General features: G+C 72.5%; 23 protein-coding genes and 1 riboswitch. Of the genes, 8 read left to right on the top strand and 15 right to left on the bottom strand.

Annotated elements, in window-relative coordinates; all coding sequences use genetic code 11:
• Position 1: 1 nt before the first annotated feature.
• The 3 genes from KME80_RS00755 to KME80_RS00745 all read right to left on the bottom strand — a co-directional run bounded on the left by KME80_RS00755 (position 2) and on the right by KME80_RS00745 (position 3,685).
• Positions 2–2,191, bottom strand: coding sequence for a sensor histidine kinase (locus KME80_RS00755; RefSeq protein ID WP_219498893.1), 2,190 nt, complete (start codon positions 2,189–2,191; stop codon positions 2–4).
• Positions 2,192–2,247: 56 nt separating this feature from the next.
• The gene (locus KME80_RS00750; protein ID WP_219498890.1) at positions 2,248–2,913 is read right to left on the bottom strand and encodes a DUF998 domain-containing protein; all 666 of its coding nucleotides are present in this window, start codon (positions 2,911–2,913) and stop codon (positions 2,248–2,250) included.
• Between the two features lie 70 nt (positions 2,914–2,983).
• A complete protein-coding gene (locus KME80_RS00745; RefSeq protein ID WP_219498887.1) occupies positions 2,984–3,685 on the bottom strand; it encodes a TetR/AcrR family transcriptional regulator in 702 nt (233 codons plus the stop codon).
• Between the two features lie 81 nt (positions 3,686–3,766).
• Here KME80_RS00745 and KME80_RS00740 point away from each other — a divergent pair, with 81 nt between their 5' ends.
• Complete coding sequence (locus KME80_RS00740) at positions 3,767–4,996, top strand: saccharopine dehydrogenase family protein (RefSeq protein ID WP_219498883.1); 1,230 nt, start codon at positions 3,767–3,769, stop codon at positions 4,994–4,996.
• Here KME80_RS00740 and KME80_RS00735 read toward each other — a convergent pair.
• Positions 4,985–5,173 carry a hypothetical protein gene (locus KME80_RS00735; protein ID WP_219498867.1) on the bottom strand — a complete coding sequence of 63 codons (189 nt, stop codon included), beginning with the start codon at positions 5,171–5,173 and terminating at the stop codon, positions 4,985–4,987. The two genes, KME80_RS00740 and KME80_RS00735, sit on opposite strands and share 12 nt — an antisense overlap.
• A 126-nt stretch (positions 5,174–5,299) precedes the next feature.
• On the opposite strand from KME80_RS00735, the gene KME80_RS00730 reads away from it, so the two are divergent.
• Both KME80_RS00730 and KME80_RS00725 read left to right on the top strand, forming a co-directional pair.
• Positions 5,300–5,809: a VOC family protein gene (locus tag KME80_RS00730; RefSeq protein WP_219498864.1), complete on the top strand. Its 510-nt coding sequence runs from the start codon at positions 5,300–5,302 to the stop codon at positions 5,807–5,809.
• A 44-nt stretch (positions 5,810–5,853) separates the two neighbouring features.
• Entirely contained in the window at positions 5,854–6,093 is a 240-nt protein-coding gene (locus KME80_RS00725; RefSeq protein ID WP_219498861.1) for a hypothetical protein, read from the top strand.
• Here the strand turns inward: KME80_RS00725 and pip are convergent.
• Positions 6,090–7,037, bottom strand: a complete 948-nt coding sequence (gene pip / locus KME80_RS00720) for a prolyl aminopeptidase (protein ID WP_219498859.1) — start codon at positions 7,035–7,037, stop codon at positions 6,090–6,092. The genes KME80_RS00725 and pip overlap by 4 nt on opposite strands.
• 54 nt (positions 7,038–7,091) lie before the next feature.
• On the opposite strand from pip, the gene KME80_RS00715 reads away from it, so the two are divergent.
• Positions 7,092–7,556 carry a MarR family winged helix-turn-helix transcriptional regulator gene (locus KME80_RS00715; RefSeq protein WP_219498841.1) on the top strand — a complete coding sequence of 155 codons (465 nt, stop codon included), beginning with the start codon at positions 7,092–7,094 and terminating at the stop codon, positions 7,554–7,556.
• A 31-nt stretch (positions 7,557–7,587) separates the two neighbouring features.
• On the top strand, positions 7,588–7,770 hold the full coding sequence (locus tag KME80_RS00710) for a hypothetical protein (protein ID WP_219498838.1): 183 nt from the start codon (positions 7,588–7,590) through the stop codon (positions 7,768–7,770).
• A 4-nt stretch (positions 7,771–7,774) separates the two neighbouring features.
• Here KME80_RS00710 and KME80_RS00705 read toward each other — a convergent pair whose 3' ends face one another.
• The 3 genes from KME80_RS00705 to KME80_RS00695 form a co-directional block, all read right to left on the bottom strand.
• Positions 7,775–8,266 (bottom strand): flavin reductase family protein, encoded by a 492-nt coding sequence (locus tag KME80_RS00705; protein ID WP_219498835.1) that lies wholly within the window; start codon positions 8,264–8,266, stop codon positions 7,775–7,777.
• Entirely contained in the window at positions 8,263–9,483 is a 1,221-nt protein-coding gene (locus KME80_RS00700) for a styrene monooxygenase/indole monooxygenase family protein (protein WP_219498832.1), read from the bottom strand. The genes KME80_RS00705 and KME80_RS00700 overlap by 4 nt, the downstream gene beginning before the upstream one ends.
• Before the next feature lie 73 nt (positions 9,484–9,556).
• Entirely contained in the window at positions 9,557–10,525 is a 969-nt protein-coding gene (locus KME80_RS00695; RefSeq protein ID WP_219498829.1) for an AraC family transcriptional regulator, read from the bottom strand.
• 542 nt (positions 10,526–11,067) lie between these two features.
• On the opposite strand from KME80_RS00695, the gene KME80_RS00690 reads away from it, so the two are divergent.
• Both KME80_RS00690 and thiC read left to right on the top strand, forming a co-directional pair.
• A complete protein-coding gene (locus KME80_RS00690; protein ID WP_219498828.1) occupies positions 11,068–12,030 on the top strand; it encodes a tetratricopeptide repeat protein in 963 nt (320 codons plus the stop codon).
• 64 nt (positions 12,031–12,094) lie between these two features.
• Positions 12,095–12,207, top strand: a riboswitch (TPP riboswitch).
• Positions 12,199–13,689 carry a phosphomethylpyrimidine synthase ThiC gene (gene thiC / locus KME80_RS00685; protein ID WP_219498825.1) on the top strand — a complete coding sequence of 497 codons (1,491 nt, stop codon included), beginning with the start codon at positions 12,199–12,201 and terminating at the stop codon, positions 13,687–13,689. Its footprint overlaps the riboswitch before it by 9 nt.
• On the opposite strand, the gene KME80_RS00680 is transcribed toward thiC, so the two are convergent.
• From KME80_RS00680 to KME80_RS00665, 4 genes are all read right to left on the bottom strand, one after another.
• Complete coding sequence (locus tag KME80_RS00680) at positions 13,676–14,707, bottom strand: NAD(P)-dependent alcohol dehydrogenase (RefSeq protein ID WP_219498822.1); 1,032 nt, start codon at positions 14,705–14,707, stop codon at positions 13,676–13,678. The two genes, thiC and KME80_RS00680, sit on opposite strands and share 14 nt — an antisense overlap.
• Positions 14,708–14,774: 67 nt before the next feature.
• Positions 14,775–15,626, bottom strand: coding sequence for a DUF72 domain-containing protein (locus tag KME80_RS00675; protein WP_246643595.1), 852 nt, complete (start codon positions 15,624–15,626; stop codon positions 14,775–14,777).
• Between the two features lie 10 nt (positions 15,627–15,636).
• Positions 15,637–16,500, bottom strand: coding sequence for an MFS transporter (locus KME80_RS00670; RefSeq protein WP_219498820.1), 864 nt, complete (start codon positions 16,498–16,500; stop codon positions 15,637–15,639).
• Positions 16,491–16,886: an MFS transporter gene (locus KME80_RS00665; protein WP_219498817.1), complete on the bottom strand. Its 396-nt coding sequence runs from the start codon at positions 16,884–16,886 to the stop codon at positions 16,491–16,493. Before KME80_RS00665 ends, KME80_RS00670 begins: the two co-directional genes overlap by 10 nt.
• 144 nt (positions 16,887–17,030) lie before the next feature.
• Here KME80_RS00665 and KME80_RS00660 point away from each other — a divergent pair, with 144 nt between their 5' ends.
• A complete protein-coding gene (locus KME80_RS00660) occupies positions 17,031–18,287 on the top strand; it encodes a vanadium-dependent haloperoxidase (protein ID WP_219498814.1) in 1,257 nt (418 codons plus the stop codon).
• Positions 18,288–18,330: 43 nt separating this feature from the next.
• Here the strand turns inward: KME80_RS00660 and katG are convergent, their stop codons facing one another.
• Genes katG through KME80_RS00645 form a run of 3 tightly spaced genes read right to left on the bottom strand, consistent with a single transcriptional unit; the run spans position 18,331 to position 22,407 of the window.
• Positions 18,331–20,562 carry a catalase/peroxidase HPI gene (katG, locus tag KME80_RS00655; RefSeq protein ID WP_219498811.1) on the bottom strand — a complete coding sequence of 744 codons (2,232 nt, stop codon included), beginning with the start codon at positions 20,560–20,562 and terminating at the stop codon, positions 18,331–18,333.
• Between the two features lie 24 nt (positions 20,563–20,586).
• Positions 20,587–21,006 (bottom strand): Fur family transcriptional regulator, encoded by a 420-nt coding sequence (locus KME80_RS00650; protein ID WP_219498809.1) that lies wholly within the window; start codon positions 21,004–21,006, stop codon positions 20,587–20,589.
• A 51-nt stretch (positions 21,007–21,057) separates the two neighbouring features.
• Entirely contained in the window at positions 21,058–22,407 is a 1,350-nt protein-coding gene (locus KME80_RS00645; protein ID WP_219498805.1) for an FAD-dependent oxidoreductase, read from the bottom strand.
• Positions 22,408–22,432: the final 25 nt, after the last annotated feature.

Here is a 22,432-nt window from a genome sequence, read left to right as displayed (position 1 = left end):
ATCACGCTCCCCCATCCTGGTCGGTATCCTGACGCCCGCGCTGCCAGCCCGACTGGAGCGAGGAGAGCAGGGCCCTGGCCTCCTCTGGTGAGCGCTCCTCGACGGGCTCGGCGGGTTCCTGCGGTTGCCTGAGCTGCTGCGGCAGGTTGGCCTGCCGGACGCGCCTGGGCAGCCCCGCCTCCTGCCGCGGCTCGATGCTCCGCCTGTTGGTACGGACGCGGCGGGGCAGCTCTCCCGGCCCGGTGTCGTTGCTCACGACCGAGACCGAGACGGATTCGAGCTGCTGCATCGGCTGGGGCGACGGCATCGGCTGCACCAGGGAGCCCGGCACGAGCACGATGGCCGTGGTGCCCCCGTACGGGGAGGGCTTGAGCGTCACGCTGATGCCGTGGCGGGCGGCGAGCATGCCGACGACGGCGAAGCCGAGTCGTTCGGTCTGCGCCGGGTCGAAGTCGGGCGGGCTGGACAGGCGGCGGTTGACGGCGTCGCGGTCGGCGTCCGACATGCCGAGCCCGCGGTCCTCCACCTCGACGGCGAACCCCTTGCCGACCAGCTCGCCGCGGACGGACACCTCGTTGCCCGGGGAGGAGAACGTGGCGGCGTTCTCGATCAGCTCGGCGAACAGATGCATGAGGTCGGCCACGGCCGCGCCGGCGATGCCGCACTCGGGCATCGGATAGACGCGGACCCGGGTGTAGTCCTCGACCTGGCCGGCTGCGCCGCTGAGCACGTCCTCGACCGGGATGACGCCGCGCCACCTGCGCCCGGCGCTGCCGCCGGAGAGCAGCACCAGGCCCTCGGCGTGGCGGCGCATGCGGGTGGTCAGGTGGTCGAGCTTGAACAGCCGCTCCAGCGCCTCGGGCTCCTCGGTCTGGCGCTGCATCTCGTCGAGCAGCTTGAGCTGCCGCTGCACCAGCGACTGGCTGCGCCGGGCCAGGTTGCGCAGCGCCTCGGCGACGCCCTCGCGGAGCCTGGCCTGCTCCACGGCGGCGTCCACGGCGGTGTGCTGGACGCTGTCGAAGGCGGTGGCCAGGTCGGCGACCTCGCTGGTCGCGCCCTCGGCCACGGTGAGGGGCGGCGCCTCGGCGGCGATGTCCACCTGCTCGCCGGAGCGCAGCTTGGCGACGACCTCGGGCAGCCGGATCTCGGCGAGGTCGAGCGCGGTGTGGCGGAGCTCGGCCAGCTCGCGGGAGACGCGCCGGCCGACGCGGATCGAGACGAACACGGAGAAGACGACGGCGATGAGGCCGAGCGCGCCGGCCACGGCGGCCCGCACGATGACGACCATGCCGGCGGGCTCCATCCGGCTCAGCAGGATGCCGCCGGCGGCGTTGACGGCCTCGGTGTAGTCCTTCAGCACGGGGTCGACGGTGCCGCGCCAGAGCTGGAGGTCGACCTTGTCGCCGGCGACGTAGGTCTGCAGCGCCCGTTCCATCGTGGCGTGGCGGGGGGAGGCGGCGACCCGCTCCAGCGGGGCGCGCATCTCGGCGTCGAGGTTGGCCAGGGCCTTGGGGAACAGGTAGGTCCTGGCCCCGTCGAGGCCAGCCAGCATGTGCACCTCGGCCATCGTCCACTTGGTCGGCTCGTCGTCGCCGCCGTTGCCCGCGACGATGAGCGCGTGCTCACGGCTGAGCAGTTCGCGCACCTGCTGGACGGCGATGAGGCCCTGAGACTGGCGTGACAGCTCGACGTCGGTGCTGACGGTGAAGGCCGCGTAGAGGCGGTCGATGGCGTCGGGGATGGCGGCGTACCGGTTGACCAGGTCGTGCGGGGACAGCGCCCGCTCGTCGACCTGGCGGCGGATCTCCGACAGCCCGTCGACGGCCTTGAGCGCGGCCTGGAGCTGGACCTTCATGTCCTCGGTGAGCGACTCCTGGGTGTCCTCGGCCAGCGCGCTGTCCTTGAGCCGCTTCCTGACCTCGTCGGACGTGGCCCGGATGTCGGCCAGCTTGCGGGTGTCGGTGGTGACGCCGGACATCAGCTCGGCGGAGGCCAGGCGTTCGGCCTGGAGCTGGACGATCAGGGTGTCGGCGTGGTTGATGATCCCGTTCCAGAAGGTCTCGACCTTGAGGAGGTTGAGCGCCTCTCTCGACGTGGTGCTCGCGGCGAAGCCCCAGAGTGCCACCAGGGAGATCAACGGGATGATGAGCAGCGTCGAGATCTTGAATCTGATGGATCTGCCCGATGCCATGACACCCGCTCCCGGATAGAAGATCGCGGGAGACAATATCACCGAAAGACACGGTTTTAAGATCGACTAGCGATAAATCTGTGACATGTCGGGAAATTCACCGCCTTCCCCATCCACACCACTCGTACCAGCCAGGCGGCCAGCACCGCAAGCAGGGCCACCTCCGCCCCCAGCAGCACCCGCTCGACCAGCCCGATCATCACCCGCTCCCCCGGCAGGGCCACGTACGTGATCGCCAGCAGCCCCAGCCCGCCCGCCAGCGCCAGCCACTCCACCGTCCTGGCCACCGGCTTCCACGCCGGGTCGGCGGCCAGCCTCGGCACCAGCAGCGCCCCCGCCGCGGGCAGCGCCACGAACGCCGCCACCGACACGTACCGGTGAACCTGCGCGGCCACGTCCAGGTCCGCGCCGAGCGGCGTGGTCGGGATGACGGCCGCGACGAACAGCGCCCCCGACCACACCAACATCAGCCGCTCCGGCATCCCCCTGACCGGCGCCCCCGCCGCCCGCAGCCCCGCCAGCAGCGCCAGCGACCCCAGGGCCATGACCGCCATCGCGACCTCCGTGACGCCCCCGCGGTCGGCCACGGCGTACTCGCTGACGGTCACGTTCAGCGGGTCCAGGTACGGGTCGGGGCCGAACTGCCCCACGACCACCCCGGACACCGCGAACACGATCGCGGCGCACGCGATGAGCGGATAGGCCTTCTTGACTGCGGACATGGGGCCATCCTTCGCCCGGAGGGGCCCCGGCGCATCCGGGCCTCCCCCCTACCCGTCCCTGAGGCGCCCCCTAGAGGGCGGCCAGTTGCGCCGTGGCACTGGCCAGGAGCAGGTCCAGGGCGGCCGGGTAGGCGCTGTCGTTCATGTTGGCCACCAGCAGGTGGGCCGTGGCGGCGATGTGCGGGTGCGTGGCGGCGGGCAGGCGGGCGTAGGTGGCCTGCCAGACCTGCTCGTCGGCCGCCCGCGTGGCCGGGGGCAGGGCGAGCGTGGCCGCGTCCAGGACGGCGAAGCCGAGCGCCTGGTCGATGAAGGCGTGGTAGATCCGGACCGCGTCGGGGTCGGGGAAGCCCGCCGTGCGCAGGATCGCCAGGATCGTCTCGTCCACCGCCACCTCGTGCGGCCGGCCCGCCACCCGGCTGGCCGTCAGCACCGCCGCCTGCGGGTGGGCCAGGTAGGCGTCGTAGATGCTGAGGCCGAGACTGCGCAGGTCGGCACGCCACTCGCCGGTGGCCCGCCAGCCGGTCAGGGCGTGCGCGAACAGCTCGTCGGCGATGGCCAGCGTGAGGTCGTCCATGCCGCGGAAGTAGCGGTAGATCGTGCTCGCGTCGGCGCCCAGGGCCAGGCCGAGGCGGCGGGCGGTGAGCCCGGCGGCGCCGTGCTCGCGCAGCATGCGCAGGGCGGTCTCCACGATGAGGTCGTGGGTGAGCACCTGACCTTCCTTGGTGCGGCGGCGCCGCTGGCGTGCCGCGTCGGGAACCACTCGCTTGGCCATGTCACCCCTTATGCCAACACCATTGACGTTGACGAGCCTACTGGCCTTTCCTGGGAGAACACCGATTTGGGGAGAGTTGTCATGCGTGTTCTGCTCATGGGCGCCGGCGGTGTGGGCACCGCCGTCACCCGCATCGCCACCCGCCGCTCGTTCTTCGACCATATGGTGGTCGCTGACTACGACCTGTCCCGTGCCGAGGCGGCCGTGGCGCCGCTGGACCCGCGCCGCTTCACCGCCGTGCGCGCCGACGCATCCGACCAGGCCGCGGTCACCGACCTGCTCCGCGAGCACCGTTGCGACGTGCTGCTCAACGCCACCGACCCGCGCTTCGTGATGCCGCTGTTCGAGGCGGCGCTCGCGGCCGGGGCCGACTATCTGGACATGGCCATGTCCATGTCCAGGCCGCACCCCGAGCGGCCGTACGAGAAGGCCGGGGTCAAGCTCGGCGACGAGCAGTTCGCCCGCGCCGGCGCGTGGACGGACGCCGGGCGGCTCGCGCTCGTCGGGATGGGCGTCGAGCCGGGCCTCGCCGACGTCTTCGCCCGCTACGCCGCCGACGAGCTCTTCGACGAGATCGAGGAGATCGGCATCCGCGACGGCGCCAACCTGACCGTGGACGGCTACGAGTTCGCGCCGTCGTTCTCCATCTGGACGACGATCGAGGAGTGCCTCAACCCGCCGCTCATCTACGAGCAGGACCGCGGCTGGTACACCACCGAGCCGTTCAGCGAGCCGGAGGTCTTCGACTTCCCCGAGGGCATCGGCCCGGTGGAGTGCGTGAACGTCGAGCACGAGGAGGTGCTGCTGGTGCCCCGCTGGGTCGACGCCGGCCGGGTCACCTTCAAGTACGGGCTCGGCGAGGACTTCATCGCCAAGCTCAAGACCCTGCGCGCGCTCGGCCTCGACCGCACCGACCCGGTGACCGTGCCGACCGAGGAGGGCCCGGCCCGCGTCTCGCCGCGCGACCTGCTGGCCGCCGTGCTGCCCGACCCCGCCGGGCTGGGCGCCAGGATGCGCGGCAAGACCTGCGCCGGCACCTGGGTGAAGGGCGTCAGCGGCGGGTCACCGCGCGAGGTCTACCTCTATCACGTGGTCGACAACCAGTGGTCGATGAGCGAGTACGGCTCCCAGGCGGTCGTGTGGCAGACCGCCGTCAACCCGGTCGTCGCGCTGGAGCTGCTGGCCACCGGCGCGTGGAAGGGCACCGGCGTGCTCGGCCCCGAGGCGTTTCCGGCCCGCCCGTTCCTGGACCTGCTGGAGGAGTACGGGTCGCCGTGGCGGATGCGGGAGCAGGTGCCGTCAGAGGCCTGACGGGTCGCGGCCGACGCTGATCTCCTCGGCGATGCGCCGGATCTCCGCCAGGTTGATGCCGGGGGCCGGAGGGAGCTGCCGGGCCAGCGCGTCCATCACCACGGGCACGGGCTGGCCGGCCAGCCGCCCCGCGATCGAGTGGACCACCCTGAACAGCGCCTCTTCCGTCTCACGCATCCCGTCTCCTCACTCGGCTACCGCCGTAGACCTTACGGGGTGCCGGCGACAGTTTTCGCGCTCCGGCTCTCGCGTCGGCTTAGTTGACGCCTCATATAAATTTGAACAAAACGAAAGGGGCCCGTCATGCCTGTCCAGCGACTCAACCACGCCGTCCTGTACGTCCGGGACGTCGAGCGCAGCGTCGCCTTCTACCGCGAGGCGCTCGGCTTCGAGGTCGTCATGGGCATGCCGGGCGCGGCCTTCCTCCAGGCGCCCGGCTCGACCAACGACCACGACCTCGGCCTGTTCCAGATCGGCCAGGACGCCGGCCCGTCACCCGCCGGACGCACCGCCGTCGGCCTCTACCACCTGGCGTGGGAGGTCGACACGCTCGACGAGCTGGAGCGCATCTCCGCCAGGCTGAGCGAGCTCGGCGCGCTCGTCGGCGCCTCCGACCACGCCACCACCAAGGCCCTGTACGCACGCGACCCCGACGGCCTGGAGTTCGAGGTCTCCTGGCTGGTGCCCGCCGCGTTCGTCGACGAGGCCCTGCTCGCGGCCCGGTCCAGCATCCGGCCGCTGGACCTGGCCGCCGACCGGGCCCGATACGGCGGGCAGACCCGGGGCGGGGTCGGGGTGTCGATCCCCGGCTAGCGGGTTACCGTGGGAGGACCAGTTTCCTTCTCTTGGAGAACGTCATGCCGAGAGATCCCGACCACGTGCTCGACGCCATCGACGGCGTCGTCGACGAGTGGGAGACGCTGAGCGCCGACGCGATGCGCTGGGCGCCTCCCGAGAACAAGGGCGACGACCTCCTGCGCGAGGTCACCGAGATCTTCGCGCCGCTGGCCGAGGCCCTTACCGAGGCGTTCCGGCCGCTGGGCGACGCCGTCACCCGCGCCCTCGACACCCTGGTCGACGAGGACGACGACCGTTAACGGGCGAACCGGTCGGTGGCGGCCAGCAGGGCCTCCCTGACGCCCGCGTAGGCGTTGGAGTGCCCCGCGCCCTCGACCACGATCAGCTCGCAGCCCGGCCACGCCCGCGACAGGTCCCAGGCCGTCTGGAGGGGCGTGCTGATGTCGAGCCGGCCGTGCACCAGGACCCCGGGCACGTGCCCCAGGCGCTCGACGCCGGTGATGATCTCGTCGTCGGGCAGCCAGGCGGCGTTGCGCCAGTAGTGGGTCACCAGCCGGACGAACCGCATCCGGAACACCGGGTCCTCGAACGTCGGATCGGGCTTGTGGTCGGCGTTCACCCGTACGTGGGAGTCCTCCCAGCGGCACCACTCGCGGGCCGCACGATCGCGCACGGCCGGGTCGGGGTCGGCGAGCAGGCGCGCGTAGGCGTCGGCGAGGTCGCCGTCGCGGTCCTTCTCCGGCACGCCGTCGCGGAAGCGTTCCCACTCCTCGGGGAAGTAGCGCCCGACGCCCCTGGTGATCCAGTCGACCTCGTGCCTGCGCGTGGTGGCGACCCCCGACATGATCACCTCGGTGACCCGGTCCGGGTGGCGCACGGCGTAGGCCAGGCCCAGCGTGGTGCCCCAGGAGCCGCCGAAGAGCTGCCAGCGGTCGATGCCCAGGTGCTCGCGCAGCAGCTCCATGTCGGCCAGCAGGTGGTCGGTCGTGTTGACGGACAGGTCGGTGTCAGGGTCGGCGGCGTCGGGCGTGCTGCGCCCGCACCCGCGCTGGTCGAACAGGACCAGCCGATAGCGCTCCGGGTCGAAGTATTCACGCCAGCGCGGCCCGGCCCCGGACCCCGGCCCGCCGTGCACGATGACGGCGGGCTTGCCGTCGGGGTTGCCGCTCACCTCCCAGTGGACGAGGTTGCCGTCGCCCACGTCGAGCATTCCCTGGTCGTACGGGTCAATTCGCGGATACATGGTCGCGCTCCTCCCGATGGGGCTCAGATCTAACAGCGCTGTTATATTAACCCCATGACCGCGAGCCTCGGCACGCTGCTGCGCCACCTTCACGACCTGATGGACTCCGCCATCGCCGCCACCTACGCCGAGCAGGGCCTGGAGGGATATCGGCCGCGCTTCTCCCCCGCCGTCCGCGCCCTGGCAGCCGCCGGGCCGATGGCGATCCGCGACCTCGCCGAGGCCACCGGCGTCACCCACTCCGCCGCCAGCCAGACCGTCGAGCAGATGCGCCGCGCCGGCTGGGTCACCCTCGCCAAGGGGAGCGACGCCCGCCGCCGCATCGTCCACCTGACCGACCAGACCCGCCGGGCGCTGCCCGCCATCGAGGCCGAGTGGGCCGCCACCGAGCGCGCCGTACGCGCCCTGGACGCCGAGCTGCCCATGCCGCTCACCGACGTCCTCCAGGCCGCCGCCGACGCGCTCAGGCGCCGCCCCTTCCACGAGCGCCTGTCGTCAGAGGCCGGTAAAACGGGCTGATCTTGTCGGTGGGGCCTGCGATAGTGAGCGGGTGGTTCACACCTTCTCCCTCCTGCCCTGCCATGTCCGGGAGCTGCCCGCCGGGGCGATCGAGCTGATGCCGATCGTGCTCCCCATGACGCTCACCAGCGTCCAGCGCCGCGAGCTGGCCGCGATCCTGCTCCACGGGCTCGACGACCCCTCCCCCGTCGAGCCGGAGCTGTGCGCCGTCTGACCGTTCAGGCGCCGATCCGCGCCAGCGCGCCGTCCCTGGCGCACAGCTCCCGATAGCGGCCCGCGTGGAAGACCAGCGGGTCGCCCTCCTGCCACTCGAAGTGCTCGATCTCCCCCACCATCACCAGATGGTCGCCCGCCTCCTGCGCGCTCACCGTACGACAGGCGAAGAACGCCAGCGCGCCCGCCAGCGCCGGCAGCCCCGTGGGCGTCAGCCGCGTCGCCACCCCGTCGAACTTGTCCGGAGCCGGCCTGCTGAACCGCCGCGACAGCTCCTCCTGCCCGGCGGCCAGCACGTTCACCCCGAACCGGCCGGCCCGCAGGAACGCGGGCGCGCTCGGCGCCCGGCTCGACAGGCACCACAGCACCAGGGCCGGGTCCAGCGACACCGAGGCGAAGGAGTTCACCGTGAGCCCGGCGCGCTCGCCGGGCAGGGCGGTGGTCACCACGGCCACCCCGGTGGCGTAGCGGCCGAGCGCGTCACGCAGCGCCCTCATGACGACACCTCGGCCAGATAGCGCCGGGCGCTGTCCGGGTCCATGAACCACTCGGCGAAGTCCGTCGGGTCGTCGAAGCCGTTGACGAAGCGCGAGGCCACCTCGGGCAGCGACCCGGCCGCGCCGAGGATCTCCAGCACGTGCGGCGGGGGCGGGGCGAGCAGCGCGTTGGTCCAGTCGGTGACGTGCCGCGCCTGCTCCCAGAACCGCTCGAACGTGCGCTCCATCCACGCCTGGTCGAACGGCCGGTCGCCGTGCTCCAGGATCGCCTGGAGGTAGGCGGCGGCGCACCGGGCCGCGTTGCCCGCGCCCTGGCCGGTGATGGGGTCGTTGAGCACCACCACGTCGGCGACGCCCAGCACCGGGGCGCCGGTGGGCAGCACCGCGACCGGCCGCCGCACGGTCGGCGCGAACCGGCCGGTCAGCGTGCCCATCGCGTCGGTCAGCTCGATCCCGTCGCACCGGGCGGCCTCCCACGGCAGGAACGTCTCCAGGATCGACCGGCTCGTGGCCAGGTGCTCGGCGGGGGTGCGCACCTCGCCCCAGCAGTCCATCGGGCCGCCCGGGACGCCCTCGAACACCATGATCTCGCACGGGCCGGCCACGGTCAGCGCGGGGAAGACGAAGTACTCGCCCACGCCCGGGATCACGTTGAAGCACACCGCCGAGTGCTCCGGCCTGGGCGTCAGGCCGGTGACGTAGGTGAGCGCGAGCGCCCGCTGCGGCGCGTCGTAGGGGGACCTTGCGGCGTCCCGCTCGAACAGCGAAGCGATCTTGCCCTTGCCGGCGGCCACCAGGACCAGGTCGTGCGTGGCGGCGTAGGCCTCCAGGTCGGCGGGCGTCACGTCGCGGATCTCGACCCGGCCGCCCAGCTCCTCCACCTCGGCCAGCCAGGCGGGCATCTTGACCCGCTGGTCGACGCTGCGGGCGGGCTCGCGCAGCCGGGCCGCCCAGCCGATCGCCTGGCCGCCGTCGGGCCCCGCGACGGCGAACCGGATGCCGTCGATGGGCGGGCAGTGCGGCCAGTGGTCCAGGCCGAGCGCGCGCTCGTGGCCCAGCGTGGTGCCGAACATGGCCTGGCTCGACATGACCCGGCCGTCGCGGATGTCGTCCGGGGTCCGGTTGGAGACCACGGTGACGTCGTAACCGTTCTTCAGCAGCCCGAGCGCCAGGTGCAGTCCAGACTGCCCGGCGCCGACGATCAGAATCTTTCGCATACCGGGAACGGTATTTTCCGGCCCCCCGGCCGAGCCATCCGCTGAGCGCGGATCCCGTCCGCTGGACGCGAAGTCAGCTCAGCCGCAGCGTGGCCGAGGGCGCGCGGCCGTACCTGTCGCGGTAGGCGGCGGCGAAACGGCCCTGGTGGAGGAAACCCCACCGGGCGGCGACCGTGGTCACCGTGCACCGGGCCGGGTCGCCCGCCAGCAGCTCGGCGTGCACCCGGGCCATCCGCACGTCGCGCAGGTGCGCCATCGGGGTGATCCCGAGGTGGGCGCGGAAGCCCTCCTGGAGCGAGCGGACGCTCACGGCCACGGCCCGCGCCACGTCGCCGGTGGTGATCGGCAGGTGGGCGTGCTCGTCGATGAACGCCATCGCCCGGCGCACCACCTTGGGCACCGCCGCGGGCCGGGGCGCGATCAGCCGGCCCAGGTAGTTGGACGGCTGCGTGGTGACGAGGCTGAACAGCAGGGCGTTCTCCAGATGGGCGGCGGCCAGCGGCTGCGCGCCTCCGGTCTCGGCGGCGCCGACGAGCAGCCCGGCCATCGCCCGCCAGCCCTGCCCCCACGCGCCGGTCAGGTCCACGCCCAGGTCGAACACCACCGGCTCGGCGACCGGCTCGCCGAGCAACTGCTCGACCGCGCCTTCCACGGCCTGCCGGTCGAACTTGACGATGAGCTGCGGGCAGCCCGCGCCCCAGCGCATGTCCAGGCGCTCGGTCGGCGACGGCAGCGAGGCCAGCCCCGGCGTCGAGACGATCTCCTGGCCGCCGCACCGGATCAGGCTGCGCCCGGCGATCGGGATCTGCACCAGGTAGAACGACTCCAGCTCGCCCGGCTCGATGCGCACCTCGGCGCCGTAGTCGAGGTAGCTGACGCGCACGGAGCCGAGCTGCGCGGAGTTGAAGCGGGCGGCCAGCAGCCCGGCGTCGCCGGTCACGTCCAGCCGGTGCGGGCAGAACACCCGTCCGACCTGCTCCCGCACCTCGTCGAGATCCGAGCTGGCGAACAGCGGGCTGTTGCCGAGCAGAACACCGTCCATGCCCGATCATCGACATGATCTGCGTAAGCGTTCCAGGCAAAAATGCACAGTTCAGGGGAGCCGGCTCCGATACACCTCCCTGGCGCGTTCGTACAGGTCGAGGTGGTCGCTCGGCCGGCTCCTCGCCCATCCAGTTGAGGTGCACGCGCAGATCGCCGCCGTACCCGTCCACCTCGCCGAGCCGGTGCGCCGGGTCCTCCCCCGGGAAGCGCTCGGCGAGCTGGCGCAGCGCCGGGCCCCAGTAGTCGTGGCGCCGGTCGAGGAAGACCGTGGCCCGGGCCTGGGTCACGTACGCCAGCGGCTCCTCGCCCCAGCACGGCCCGTGCCTGTCGCGCAGCCTCCGGTACTCGGCGAGTGCGGCGGCCACCGGAGCCGGCATCAGCGGTTCACCGCACATCGGGATACCTCCGGGCCTCACCGAGATAAGCTGAAAATGGCCAGAGCAATTGTCGTGCCATATAATCGCAGCTTAATAAGCTCAATGATCCGACATGGCGTATTTCTCATTGCGCCGGCACGACACTTCGCGATATTCATCAGCCGTGATCCCGGTCAAGGTGTTTCGCGCCGCCGCGTTCGTCCTGGAGAAGACCTCCCGCATGCAGGTGGGCAGGGCGTGGCACGACCCCGCGCTGGACGTGGCCCTGCGCCGCGTCCGCGCCGGGCGGCTGGAGCGCGGCCTGGACCTGATCAGGCAGGCCCGCGACGACCACGAGCTGCGTGCCCTGCGCGTCACCGAGCTCGCCACGGCCGCCGAGGCGCACCTCGACGCGCTGGAGCGGCTGGCCGGCGACGACCCCGACGCGCTGCTGTGGCTGGGCGCGGCCCGGGTGCAGCACGCCTGGGAGCTGCGCGACGACCTCACCGGCCGCTTCCACGAGCAGCTCGCCACCGCAGCCGAGCCGCTGCGCCGGGCCGCCGAGGCGGACCCCGCCGACCCGGTGCCGTGGGACGTCCTGCAGTGGCAGGCCATGGGCCTGGGCGACCGGGACGAGCTGGACCGCCTGTGGGAGGAGCTGGCCAGCCGCGCGCCCCGCCTGTTCGCCGGGCACTACACCCGCGCTCAGGCGCTGTGCGGCAAGTGGCACGGCTCCGACGAGGAGGTGCTGGCCTTCGCCCGCACCGCCGCGGCCACCGCAGGCCCCGGCGACCTCGTCACCGCGATGCTGCCGCTGGCCCACTTCGAGGTCGCCTGGAGCGAGATCGCCGCCTCGGGCCGCGACGCCCAGGAGGTGCTCGAAGCGCACTTCCGCGACCCGTACGTGGCCGAGGAGCTGATCGACGCCGTCGACACCTGGCACGCCAGGCCCCGGCCGCACCCCCGGTCCGTGGAGGCGATGCACCTGTTCGGCGCCGCCTTCTACTACGGCGGCCACCACGCGCGCGCCCAGAGCCTGCTCATGAACGCCGGCCGCCGCGTCCCGGAGATCCTGCCCTGGTCGGCCGGCTCGCTCACCCCCGGCCGCCGCTACGCCCGCGCCCGCCGCGAACTCGGCCTCGACTGAGCCATAAACGGCCGCCACTAATTCGGCCGATCTTGCATGACTTTCTTCGCCGGGTTACGTTGACCGGGTCCAACGCGGGAGCCCGGTGCGACCGGGCTGAGAGGACGGCTGCCCAGCCGCCGACCGCCAGAACCTGCTCCGGGTAATGCCGGCGAAGGGAGTTGCGCGATGAGCGACGCGCGTTTTTCCAAGGTCTACACCGGGGATCTCCGCGTGCCGATGCGCGAGATCAGACTGTCCAACGGCGAGCGCGTCCGCCTGTACGACACCTCGGGCCCGTACACCGACCCGGAGGTCACCGTCGACCTGGCCCGGGGGCTGGCGCCGAGGCGCGCGGAGTGGATCCGGGCCCGCGCCGGCGGGCCCGTCACGCAGGTGGGCTGCGCGCGGGCCGGGACGATCACGCCCGAGATGGAGTTCGTGGCGGTCCGGGAGGGCGTCGAGCCGGAGTTCGTCCGGCAGGAGGTCGCCGCGGGCCGGGCCATCATCCCCGCCAACGTCAACCACCCCGAGTCCGAACCGATGATCATCGGCCGCAACTTCCTCGTGAAGATCAACGCCAACATCGGCAACTCGGCGGTCACCTCCTCGATCGCCGAGGAGGTCGAGAAGATGACCTGGGCCACCCGGTGGGGCGCCGACACGATCATGGACCTGTCGACCGGCCGCGACATCCACGCCACCCGCGAGCGGATCATCCGCAACTCCCCCGTCCCGGTCGGCACCGTGCCGCTCTACCAGGCGCTGGAGAAGGTCGGCGGGCAGGCGGCCGAGCTGTCGTGGGAGGTGTTCCGCGAGACGCTGATCGAGCAGTGCGAGCAGGGCGTCGACTACATGACCGTGCACGCCGGCGTGCGCCGCGCGTTCGTCCCGCTGACCGCCGGGCGCAAGACCGGCATCGTCTCCCGGGGCGGCTCGATCATGGCCGCCTGGTGCGTGGCCCACGGGCGCGAGAGCTTCCTGTACGAGCGCTTCGCCGACATGTGCGAGATCTTCGCCGCCTACGACGTGTCGTTCTCGCTGGGCGACGGCCTGCGCCCCGGCTCGATCGCCGACGCCAACGACGAGGCCCAGTTCGCCGAGCTGCGCACGCTGGGCGAGCTGACCAGGATCGCCCGCGACCACGACGTCCAGGTGATGATCGAGGGCCCCGGCCACGTGCCCATGCACAAGATCAAGGAGAACGTCGACCTCCAGCGCGAGATCTGCGACGACGCCCCCTTCTACACGCTCGGCCCGCTGGTCACCGACATCGCGCCCGGCTACGACCACATCACCTCGGGCATCGGCGCCGCCATGATCGGCTGGTACGGCACCGCGATGCTCTGCTACGTCACCCCCAAGGAGCACCTCGGCCTGCCCAACAGGGACGACGTCAAGACCGGCGTGATCACGTACAAGATCGCCGCGCACGCCGCCGACCTCGCCAAGGGCCACCCGCAGGCCCAGGCGTGGGACGACGCGCTGTCGGACGCCCGGTTCGAGTTCCGCTGGGAGGACCAGTTCGACCTGTCGCTCGACCCGGCCACCGCGCGGGCCTTCCACGACGAGACGCTGCCCGCCGAACCCGCCAAGAACGCGCACTTCTGCTCGATGTGCGGGCCCAGGTTCTGCTCGATGCGGATCAGCCACGAGCTGCGCGACCTCACGGGACGATGACGGCCCGGCCGACGATCTCGTTGTCGTGCAGGCGCTGGTACGTGCGCGGCGCCTCGTCGAGCGAGTGCGGCTCCACGCGCACGCCGATGGCGCCCGACCGGGCCAGCGCCAGCACCTCGATGAGCTCGTCCCGGCCGCCCCAGTAGGGGACCGAAACCGCCATCTCGTACGGGCCGCTGCCGAACCCGACGGGCAGGCGGCCGTCGGCCACCCCGACGATCGTCACGTCCGAGCACACCCCCGCGCACGCGCCCGCCAGCGTCACGGTGGGCTGGATGCCGACGAAGTCCAGCACCAGGTCGGCGCCCAGCCCGCCGGTCAGCTCCCGCACCCGGCCGGCGGCGGCCTCGTCGGAGATCACGGTCTCGTGCGCGCCGATCTCCCTGGCCAGCTCCAGCTTCTCCTCGCTGATGTCGAGCGCGATCACCCGCGTCGCGCTCATCGCCCGCAGGATCTGGACCGCCATGTGGCCCAGCCCGCCCGTCCCGATGACCACCGCCGTGCTGCCCGGCACCAGCTTGGCCAGGCTCCGCTTGATCGCGTGGTAGGGCGTGAGCCCCGCGTCGGTCAGCGGCGCCGCCTGCGCCAGGTCCAGCCCCTCCACCGGGACCAGGTGACGGACGTCGTCGACGATCATGTACTCGGCCATGGCGCCGGGAGCGCCCAGGCCGGGCGGCTTGATGGCGAGGTCCTGGGCCCGGGTGCAGTAGTTCTCCGCGCCCCTGGAGCAGTTGCGGCAGGTGCCGCACCCCCACGGCCCGTACACGACCACGTCCTGGCCCACCTCGACGCCCGTCACCCCGTCGCCGAGCGCCGCCACCGTGCCCGCGCCCTCGTGGCCGAGGATCAGCGGCAGGCTGCCCCCGACGAGCAGCGGGTTCTCGATCACCGCGATGTCCGAATGGCACATCCCGGACGCCCTGACCCGGAGCAGCACCTCACCGGGAGCCGGCTCGGGGTCGGGCACCGTCACGACCTCGGGCATGCTCCCCTGGCCGGCCAACTGGACAGCTTTCATGCCTCTCCTCGCTTCCCGAGCCCCTCCCCCGGTACATGCCACGTTCCGGGCGGCCGAAATCCCGAGCTCAGAACAGCGTCGGCGGCTCGGCGGGCATCGGCTCGGGCAACGGCTCCAGCCCGGGGACCCGGGCCCGTACCTCGTCGTGGAAGCGCCGGGCGAGCGGCAGCGCCTCGGCGTTGTCCGGCGTGTGCACGAACACCGTCGGCGAACGGCCCTCGCGCAGCCACCCGGCCACCGTGCCGACCCAGCCCTGCCAGCCCGCCACCGTCCGGTCCACGTCGTCCCTGCCCAGGTAGCGGACGATCGGCCGGTCCGTCAGCGCCCGCGCCCGGCGCGGGACCCGCGGCTTCTTCGTCCACGCGTCACGCTCGGCGTCGCTGGTCGGCGGGCTGCCGAACAGCGTCGTGGTGTCGAACGGCACCCACTCCGCGCCCGCCCCCGCCAGCACCCGCTCCAACTGCCCCACGGCCCGCTCGTCCTCGAAGAACGCCCGATGCCGCACCTCCACCGCCGGGCGCAGCCCCGCGGGCAGCCTGCGGAGGAACGCGGCCAGCGCGCCCAGGTCACCCGGCCCGAACGACCCCGGCACCTGCACCCACAGCGCGTGCACCCGGGGCCCCAGCGGCTCCATCGCGTGCAGGAACGCCCCCAACTCCTCCTGCGCCCCCGTCAGGCGGCGCATGTGCGTGATCGCCTTCGGCAGCTTCACCACGAACCTGAACCCCGGATCGGTCTGGGCCGCCCACGTCTCCACCGTGCTCCTCGACGGCGTCGCGTAGAACGTCGTGTTGCCCTCGACCGCGTTGCACCACGTCGCGTACGCCCGCAGCCGCTCGCCCTGCGCGAGCGGATGGGGGAGGAACCGACCCTGCCACGGCGCGTGCGTCCACATCGCACAACCCACATGAAGCCGCATGCACCCGACGCTATCGGGTCTCCGCACCGGCCCGCCGGTTCGCGGCGCGGGCCGTGACGGCGCCCACCGCGCAGACGAGCGCGAACCCGAACAGCACGTACCGGGCAGAGGTCAGCATCGACGCGCCCCCGGCGTTGAGCAACACCCCGGCCACCGCCGTGCCGAACGCGATCGACAGGCTCGTCACCGTGGCGATCGCGGCAGCCGCCTGACGGCCCTCCGCCGGATCCGGCGTGCTCGACATCGCCGCCACCGACAGATGCGGATACGCCAGCCCGATCCCCGAACCGGCCACGACCAGCACCGGAGCCCACACCAGCATCAGCCAGCCCGGCGCCGCGTCCCTCAGCAGCAGGCCCTGCGCGAGGAAGCCCAGCGCCAGGACCAACGGCCCCAGCACGCACAGCCGCCGCACCGCGCGCCCGCCTGCCGCCGAGGCGCTGCCGAGCTGCGTCAGCGACCAGCCGAGCGAGACCGCCGCACCCAGCAGCCCCGCCGTCACCGGAGGCAGCCCGCCCAGCCGCTGCGCGAACAGCGGCACGAACGTCTCGACCGCCACGCCGAACGTCAGCAGCCCGATCGTCAGATACACCCACTTCAGCGCCGACCCCGCCGTGTAGGTCGTCCGGGGGAACACCCGCCTCCCGCTGCGCCGCTCATGCGCCACGAACCCGCCGACCAGCAGCAGCGCCACCGCGACCCCGGCCGCCATCGCCGCCGTCCCGGGCAGCACCCCCGCCAGGCTCACGGCCGCCGTGGCGGCCGTCACCAGCACCAGCGACACCACCGGCACCGGCGTCCGCCCTCCCCCGCGCTCACCGCGCGGCACCACCCGGGGCACGATCCCAGCGCACACCGCCCCGATCACCGCCATCGCCACGAACGCCAGCCGCCAGGCCCCTGCACGCCCCGCCCAGCCAGCAGCACCGGCATCGCCGGGCTCACCGCGCACGCCAGCGACCCCGCCACGAACCCGCCGAACCCCATCAGGTACGCGCCCACGTTCCCCCACCGGGCCAGCACCCGGCTGACCAGCATCGTCGCGATCACCATGGCGACGAGGTAGAACGTCATGTTCCAGGCGTAGAAGCCGGCGCCCCCGATGTCGGCCACCGCCGTGGGCAGCAGGCTGGAGGCCAGGTAGATGTTGATCGCGCCGACGAGCACGCCGCCCGCCAGCACCACCGCCGAACCCAGATGGCGCGGGCCCAGCAGTTCCCGCCAGGACGCGGCCTCGACCGCGTCGTCCGTTGAAGTCATGGCTTCAAGCGTGTCGTTGCACCGGCCCCGGAGACTTCCCGCGCCCAGCGCCCCCGCCCACCAGCAAGCCCGGTGGGCGAACCCTCCACCCTCGGTCGAAGGCGCCCCCTATCTGGGCGATCTTCCGGGAGGTACGTTGCTTGCATGTCCGCATTACGCAAGACCGTCGGGGCAGTGGTGGCGTTCGTCGTCGTGGCCGGGGCGCCCGGCGCGAGCGCGGCCGAGGCGCGAGCGCCGGAGAACGCCGTCATCGTGTGGGACAGGAACGCCGAGACGGCGATCTGGGAGGTGGCCAGGCAGCAGCCGCAGGTGCAGGCGCGCAGCTTCGCCATGGTGCACGGCGCCGTCTACGACGCGGTGAACGCGATCGCCGGCAGCCCGTACGAGCCGTATCTGGTGGCGCCGAAGGCCGGCGGGAGCGCGTCGACGGAGGCGGCCGTGGCGTCGGCGGCGTTCGGCGTGCTGCGGGCGCTGTTCCCGGAGCAGCGGGAGAGGCTGGAGGCGCAGTACGGCGAGTCTCTGGCGGCGGTCCCCGACGGGGCGGCCAAGCGGCGCGGGATCGCGGTCGGGGCGCGGGCGGCCGCGGCGATGGTGGCGGCGCGGCGGGACGACGGGGCGTTCGGGGATCAGACGTGGCCGACGGGGACGGAGCCGGGCCGGTGGCGGCCGACGCCGCCCGGCTTCGGGTCGGACGGCGCCTGGGTGGGCGAGCTGAAGCCGTTCATGCTCCCGCGCCCGTCGATGTTCCGCACCTCGGGCCCGCCGGCGCTGACCAGCGAGCAGTACGCGCGCGACTTCAACGAGGTCAAGGCCGTCGGCGGCAAGGACAGCACGCTGCGCACGGCCGACCAGACGCAGGCCGCGATCTGGTGGCACGACCGGCACCTGGCCGAGTGGGAGATCAAGCGGCAGCTCGCGACGACGCAGCGGCTGAGCACGCTGCGGACGGCGCGGATGTTCGCGATGGTCGGCATGGCCGAGGCCGACGCGACGATCGCCTGCTACAACGAGAAGGCGCGATGGGCGTTCTGGCGGCCGGTCACCGCGATCCGGGAGGCCGACGGCGACGGCAACCCGGAGACGGCGGCCGACCCCGGCTGGACGCCGCTGCTGGTCACGCCGCCGCATCCGGACTACACGTCCGGGCACACGTGTTTCAGCGGGGCGGGCATGTCGGCGCTGACGCACTTCTTCGGCCGTGACGACATCCCGTTCAGCGGGTTCAGCCACGACGCCGGGACGACCAGGCACTTCCGCGGCTTCTCGCACGCGCTGGCCGAGGTCACCGAGGCCCGGATCTGGGGCGGCATCCACACCCGCGCGGCCGACGTGGCCGGCGCGAAGATCGGCAGGCAGGTGACCGCCTACATGGTGAAGCACCACTTCAGGCCGAGGCGGTGACGGATCAGGGCCGGTCCGGCGCGGACCGGCCCTGACGTCGTGACTAGGCCAGGTCGAACCGGTCCAGGTTCATGACCTTGTTCCAGGCCGCGACGAAGTCCGTCACGAACTTCTCCTTGGCGTCGTCGCTGGCGTAGACCTCGGCGACGGCACGAAGCTCGGAGTCGGAGCCGAACACCAGGTCAGCGCGGCTGCCGGTCCACTTGACCTCGCCCGTGGCGGCGTCGCGCCCCTCGAACGTGGTCGCGTCGCCGGACGTCGCCTTCCAGGTCGTGCCCAGGTCGAGCAGGTTGACGAAGAAGTCGTTGGTCAGCACGCCGGGCGTCGTGGTGAAGACGCCGAGCTGCGAGCGCTGGTAGTTGGCGCCCAGCACGCGCAGGCCGCCGACCAGGACCGTCATCTCGGGGGCGCTGAGCGTGAGCAGGTTGGCCCGGTCGATGAGCAGGTATTCGGCCGGAAGGCGGTTGCCCTTGCCCAGGTAGTTGCGGAACCCGTCGGCGGTCGGCTCCAGGGCGGCGAACGACTCGGTGTCGGTCTCCTCCTGGGAGGCGTCCACCCGGCCCGGCGTGAACGGGACCTGGACGGCGAAACCGGCGTCCTTGGCGGCCTTCTCGACGCCCGCGCAGCCGGCGAGCACGATCAGGTCGGCGAGCGAGATCTGCTTGCCGCCGGTCTGGGCGCCGTTGAACGCCTTCTGGATGCCCTCCAGGGTGCCGAGCGCGGTCGCGAGCCGGTCGGGGTCGTTGACCTCCCACCCGATCTGCGGCTGGAGGCGGATGCGCGCGCCGTTGGCGCCGCCGCGCTTGTCGCTGCCGCGGAACGACGAGGCCGACGCCCACGCGGTGGACACCAGCTCCGACACCGACAGGCCCGAGGCCAGCACCTGCTCCTTGAGCGCGGCCACGTCGGCGGCGTCGACCAGCTCGTGCGTCACCGCGGGCAGCGGGTCCTGCCAGAGCAGCACCTCGGACGGGACCTCCGGGCCGAGGTAGCGGGCGACCGGGCCCATGTCGCGGTGGGTCAGCTTGAACCACGCGCGGGCGAAGGCGTCGGCCAGCTCGTCGGGGTGCTCCAGCCAGCGCCGGGTGATCTGCTCGTAGATCGGGTCGTAGCGCAGCGACAGGTCGGTGGTCAGCATCGTCGGGGCGTGGCTCTTCGACGGGTCGTGCGCGTCGGGCACGGTGCCCTCGCCGGCGCCGTCCTTCGGCCGCCACTGGTGGGCCCCCGCCGGGCTCTTGAACAGCTCCCACTCGTACCCGTACAGGATCTCCAGGAAGCTGTTGTCCCAGGTCGTCGGGGTGTTGGTCCAGATGCCCTCAAGGCCGCTGGTGATCGTGTCGCCGCCCTTGCCGGTGCCGAAGCTGTTGCGCCAGCCGAGGCCCTGCTCCTCGATCGAGGCGGCCTCGGGGTCGGGGCCGACGTGGTCGGACGGGCCGGCGCCGTGCGTCTTGCCGAACGTGTGACCGCCGACGATCAGGGCGGCCGTCTCCTCGTCGTTCATCGCCATCCGGCGGAACGTCTCGCGGATGTCGCGGGCCGCGGCGAGCGGGTCGGGGTTGCCGTTCGGGCCTTCGGGGTTGACGTAGATGAGGCCCATCTGGACGGCGGCCAGCGGGTTCTCCAGCTCGCGGTCGCCGCTGTAGCGCTGGTCGCCGAGCCAGGTGGACTCGGGGCCCCAGTAGACGTCCTCGTCGGCCTCCCACACGTCCTCGCGGCCGCCGGCGAAGCCGAACGTCTGGAAGCCCATCGACTCCAGCGCCACGTTGCCGGACAGGACCAGCAGGTCGGCCCAGGAGAGCTTGCGGCCGTACTTCTTCTTGACCGGCCACAGCAGGCGGCGGGCCTTGTCGAGGTTGGCGTTGTCGGGCCAGCTGTTGAGGGGCGCGAAGCGCTGCTGGCCGGCCCCGGCGCCGCCGCGGCCGTCGCTGATCCGGTACGTGCCCGCGCTGTGCCAGGCCATCCGGATGATGAACGGGCCGTAGTGGCCGAAGTCGGCGGGCCACCAGTCCTGCGAGGTCGTCAGCACCTCGGCGATGTCCCGCTTCACGGCCGCCAGGTCGAGGCTCTTGAACTCCTCGGCGTAGTCGAAGTCCCCGCCGAACGGGTTGGCCACGACCGGGTTCTTGGCGAGAATCCTCAGGTTGAGCCGCTCCGGCCACCACTGGCGGTTGCCGCCGCCCTGGGTGGGGTGCGGGGCGCGATCGTGCGCGACCGGACAGCCTCCCGTTGCCTCCGTCTTCGGGTCGGTGACGATTGCATCATGGTTCTCGGACATGGAATCCTTCCGGGATTTTCTTGCTCAGGAGCTGGAACATCGGGGGCACAGGCCCCAGTAGATGACCTCGGCCTCGTCGATCGCGAAGCCGTGGTCGTCGGCCGCGCTCAGGCACGGCGCGTGGCCGACCGCGCAGTCGACGTCGGCGACGGCGCCGCACGACCGGCAGACGATGTGGTGGTGGTTGTCGCCCACGCGGCCCTCGTAGCGGGCGGCGCTGCCAGCGGGCTCGAGCCGGCGTACGAGCCCGGCCGCGGTGAGGGCGTGCAGCGCCTCGTACACGGCTTGCAGGGAGATGTGTCCCACACGGTCACGCACCCCGGACGCGATCGCCTCGACGCCGAGGTGGTCACCGTCCCGGACGGTCTGGAGCATGGCGACGCGGGCGGCGGTCACCCGCAGGCCGGCCCCGCGCAGCTCCTCGGCGATGGTCGGTGCGGTCATGGCCGCCAAACTTACCTACGCAAAGGCGAACGGTACAAGATAACGAATCGTTTAATTTTGGTGCCGCGCCGGATAGCTCGGCTCCCCCGCCGGCACCGCGTCTCCAGTATCGCCGCGCACCACGTCCGAGCCCCCGCGTAACACGCGGAAAAGGCACGCCGGACGCAGGAGCGCCGACGGCGGATCGAGGAGGTTGGCCACCCGCAGGAAGCGACGGCCGAGCTCGGTGTCGTGCTCGGCGGCGCGGTGGAAGCGCTCCAGATAGGCGTTCACCATCTTGATCTTCGCGGTGCGCCGGCCGCGCACCCCGGGCAGGCGCAGATCGTTGGCGGCCACGATGTCCCACGGCGCGTCGACGACCCGGGCGATCGACCGGAACAGCTCGCGGGCGGGCCGGTCGCGCCTGGCCCACTCGCCCAGCCGCAGCGCCTCCACGGCGGCCACGCTCATGCCCTGGCCGTAGATCGGGTTGAACGCGCACACCGCGTCACCCACGACCGCCAGCCCGCGCGGGAAGCGGGGCAGCCGCTCGTACCGCCGCCGCACGCTGGCCGGGGTCCGGTGGTGGGTCCCCTCGTCCAGCGGCTCCGCCCGGGAGACCAGCTCGTGGATGTCGGGCGCGGGCAGCGACCTCGCGTACGCGACGAAGCTGTCCAGATCGGCGGGCGGCGCGTCGCCGTAGCCGCCGATGGTGACGATCCACCGGTCGCCCTCCATCGCCAGCGCCACCCCGGCGCGCGGCACCGCCCTGGTCGCCGCCATGATCACCACCGGGTCCCCGGCCAGGTCGTCGGGCCTGCGGCGGAACACCCGCGTCGTGTACGTCAGGTCGATCTCCACCCGCTCCTCGGCGGGCGCCGGGAACCCGAGCTGCCCCAGCCACGCCGGCATCCGCGAGCCCCGCCCCGACGCGTCCACCACCAGGCCCGCGCTGACCGTCTCCCCCGAGACGAGCCGCACCCCCGTCACCCAGTCGCCGCTGTGCGTCAGGTCGGCCACCTGGCTCTCCCCGGCCACCTCCACCCCCGGCAGCGCGCTCACCCGCCGCCGGATCTGCCCCTCCAGCAGCAGCCGGCTCACCAGCAGCCCCGGCATGCGGCCCGGCGCCGGAGCCAGCCGCCGCCCCTCGTTGATCCACCGGCAGTCCGCTTGCAGGTCCCCGCCGAACGCCCCCCGCTCCATCAGCTCCACCGTCAGGCCGGGAAGCAGCAGCTCCATCACCTCCAGCCCGCGCGCCAGCAGGCCGTGCGCGTGCCGGCTCTGCGCCGTGCCGCGCCGGTGCACGTCCTCCCCGGGCAGCCGGTCCCTGTCGAGCACGGTGACCCGCTCGGCGATCCTGCTCAGCGCGGCGGCGGCCAGCAGGCCGGAGACGCTGGCTCCGATGACGACGGCATGCCTCATGACACCCACGATGACCGCCGCCCGT

The sequence above is a fragment of the Nonomuraea ceibae genome, assembly GCF_019396325.1.
In the GTDB taxonomy this organism is placed as follows: domain Bacteria; phylum Actinomycetota; class Actinomycetes; order Streptosporangiales; family Streptosporangiaceae; genus Nonomuraea; species Nonomuraea ceibae.
This window is presented reverse-complemented; position numbering and strand designations above follow the sequence as displayed.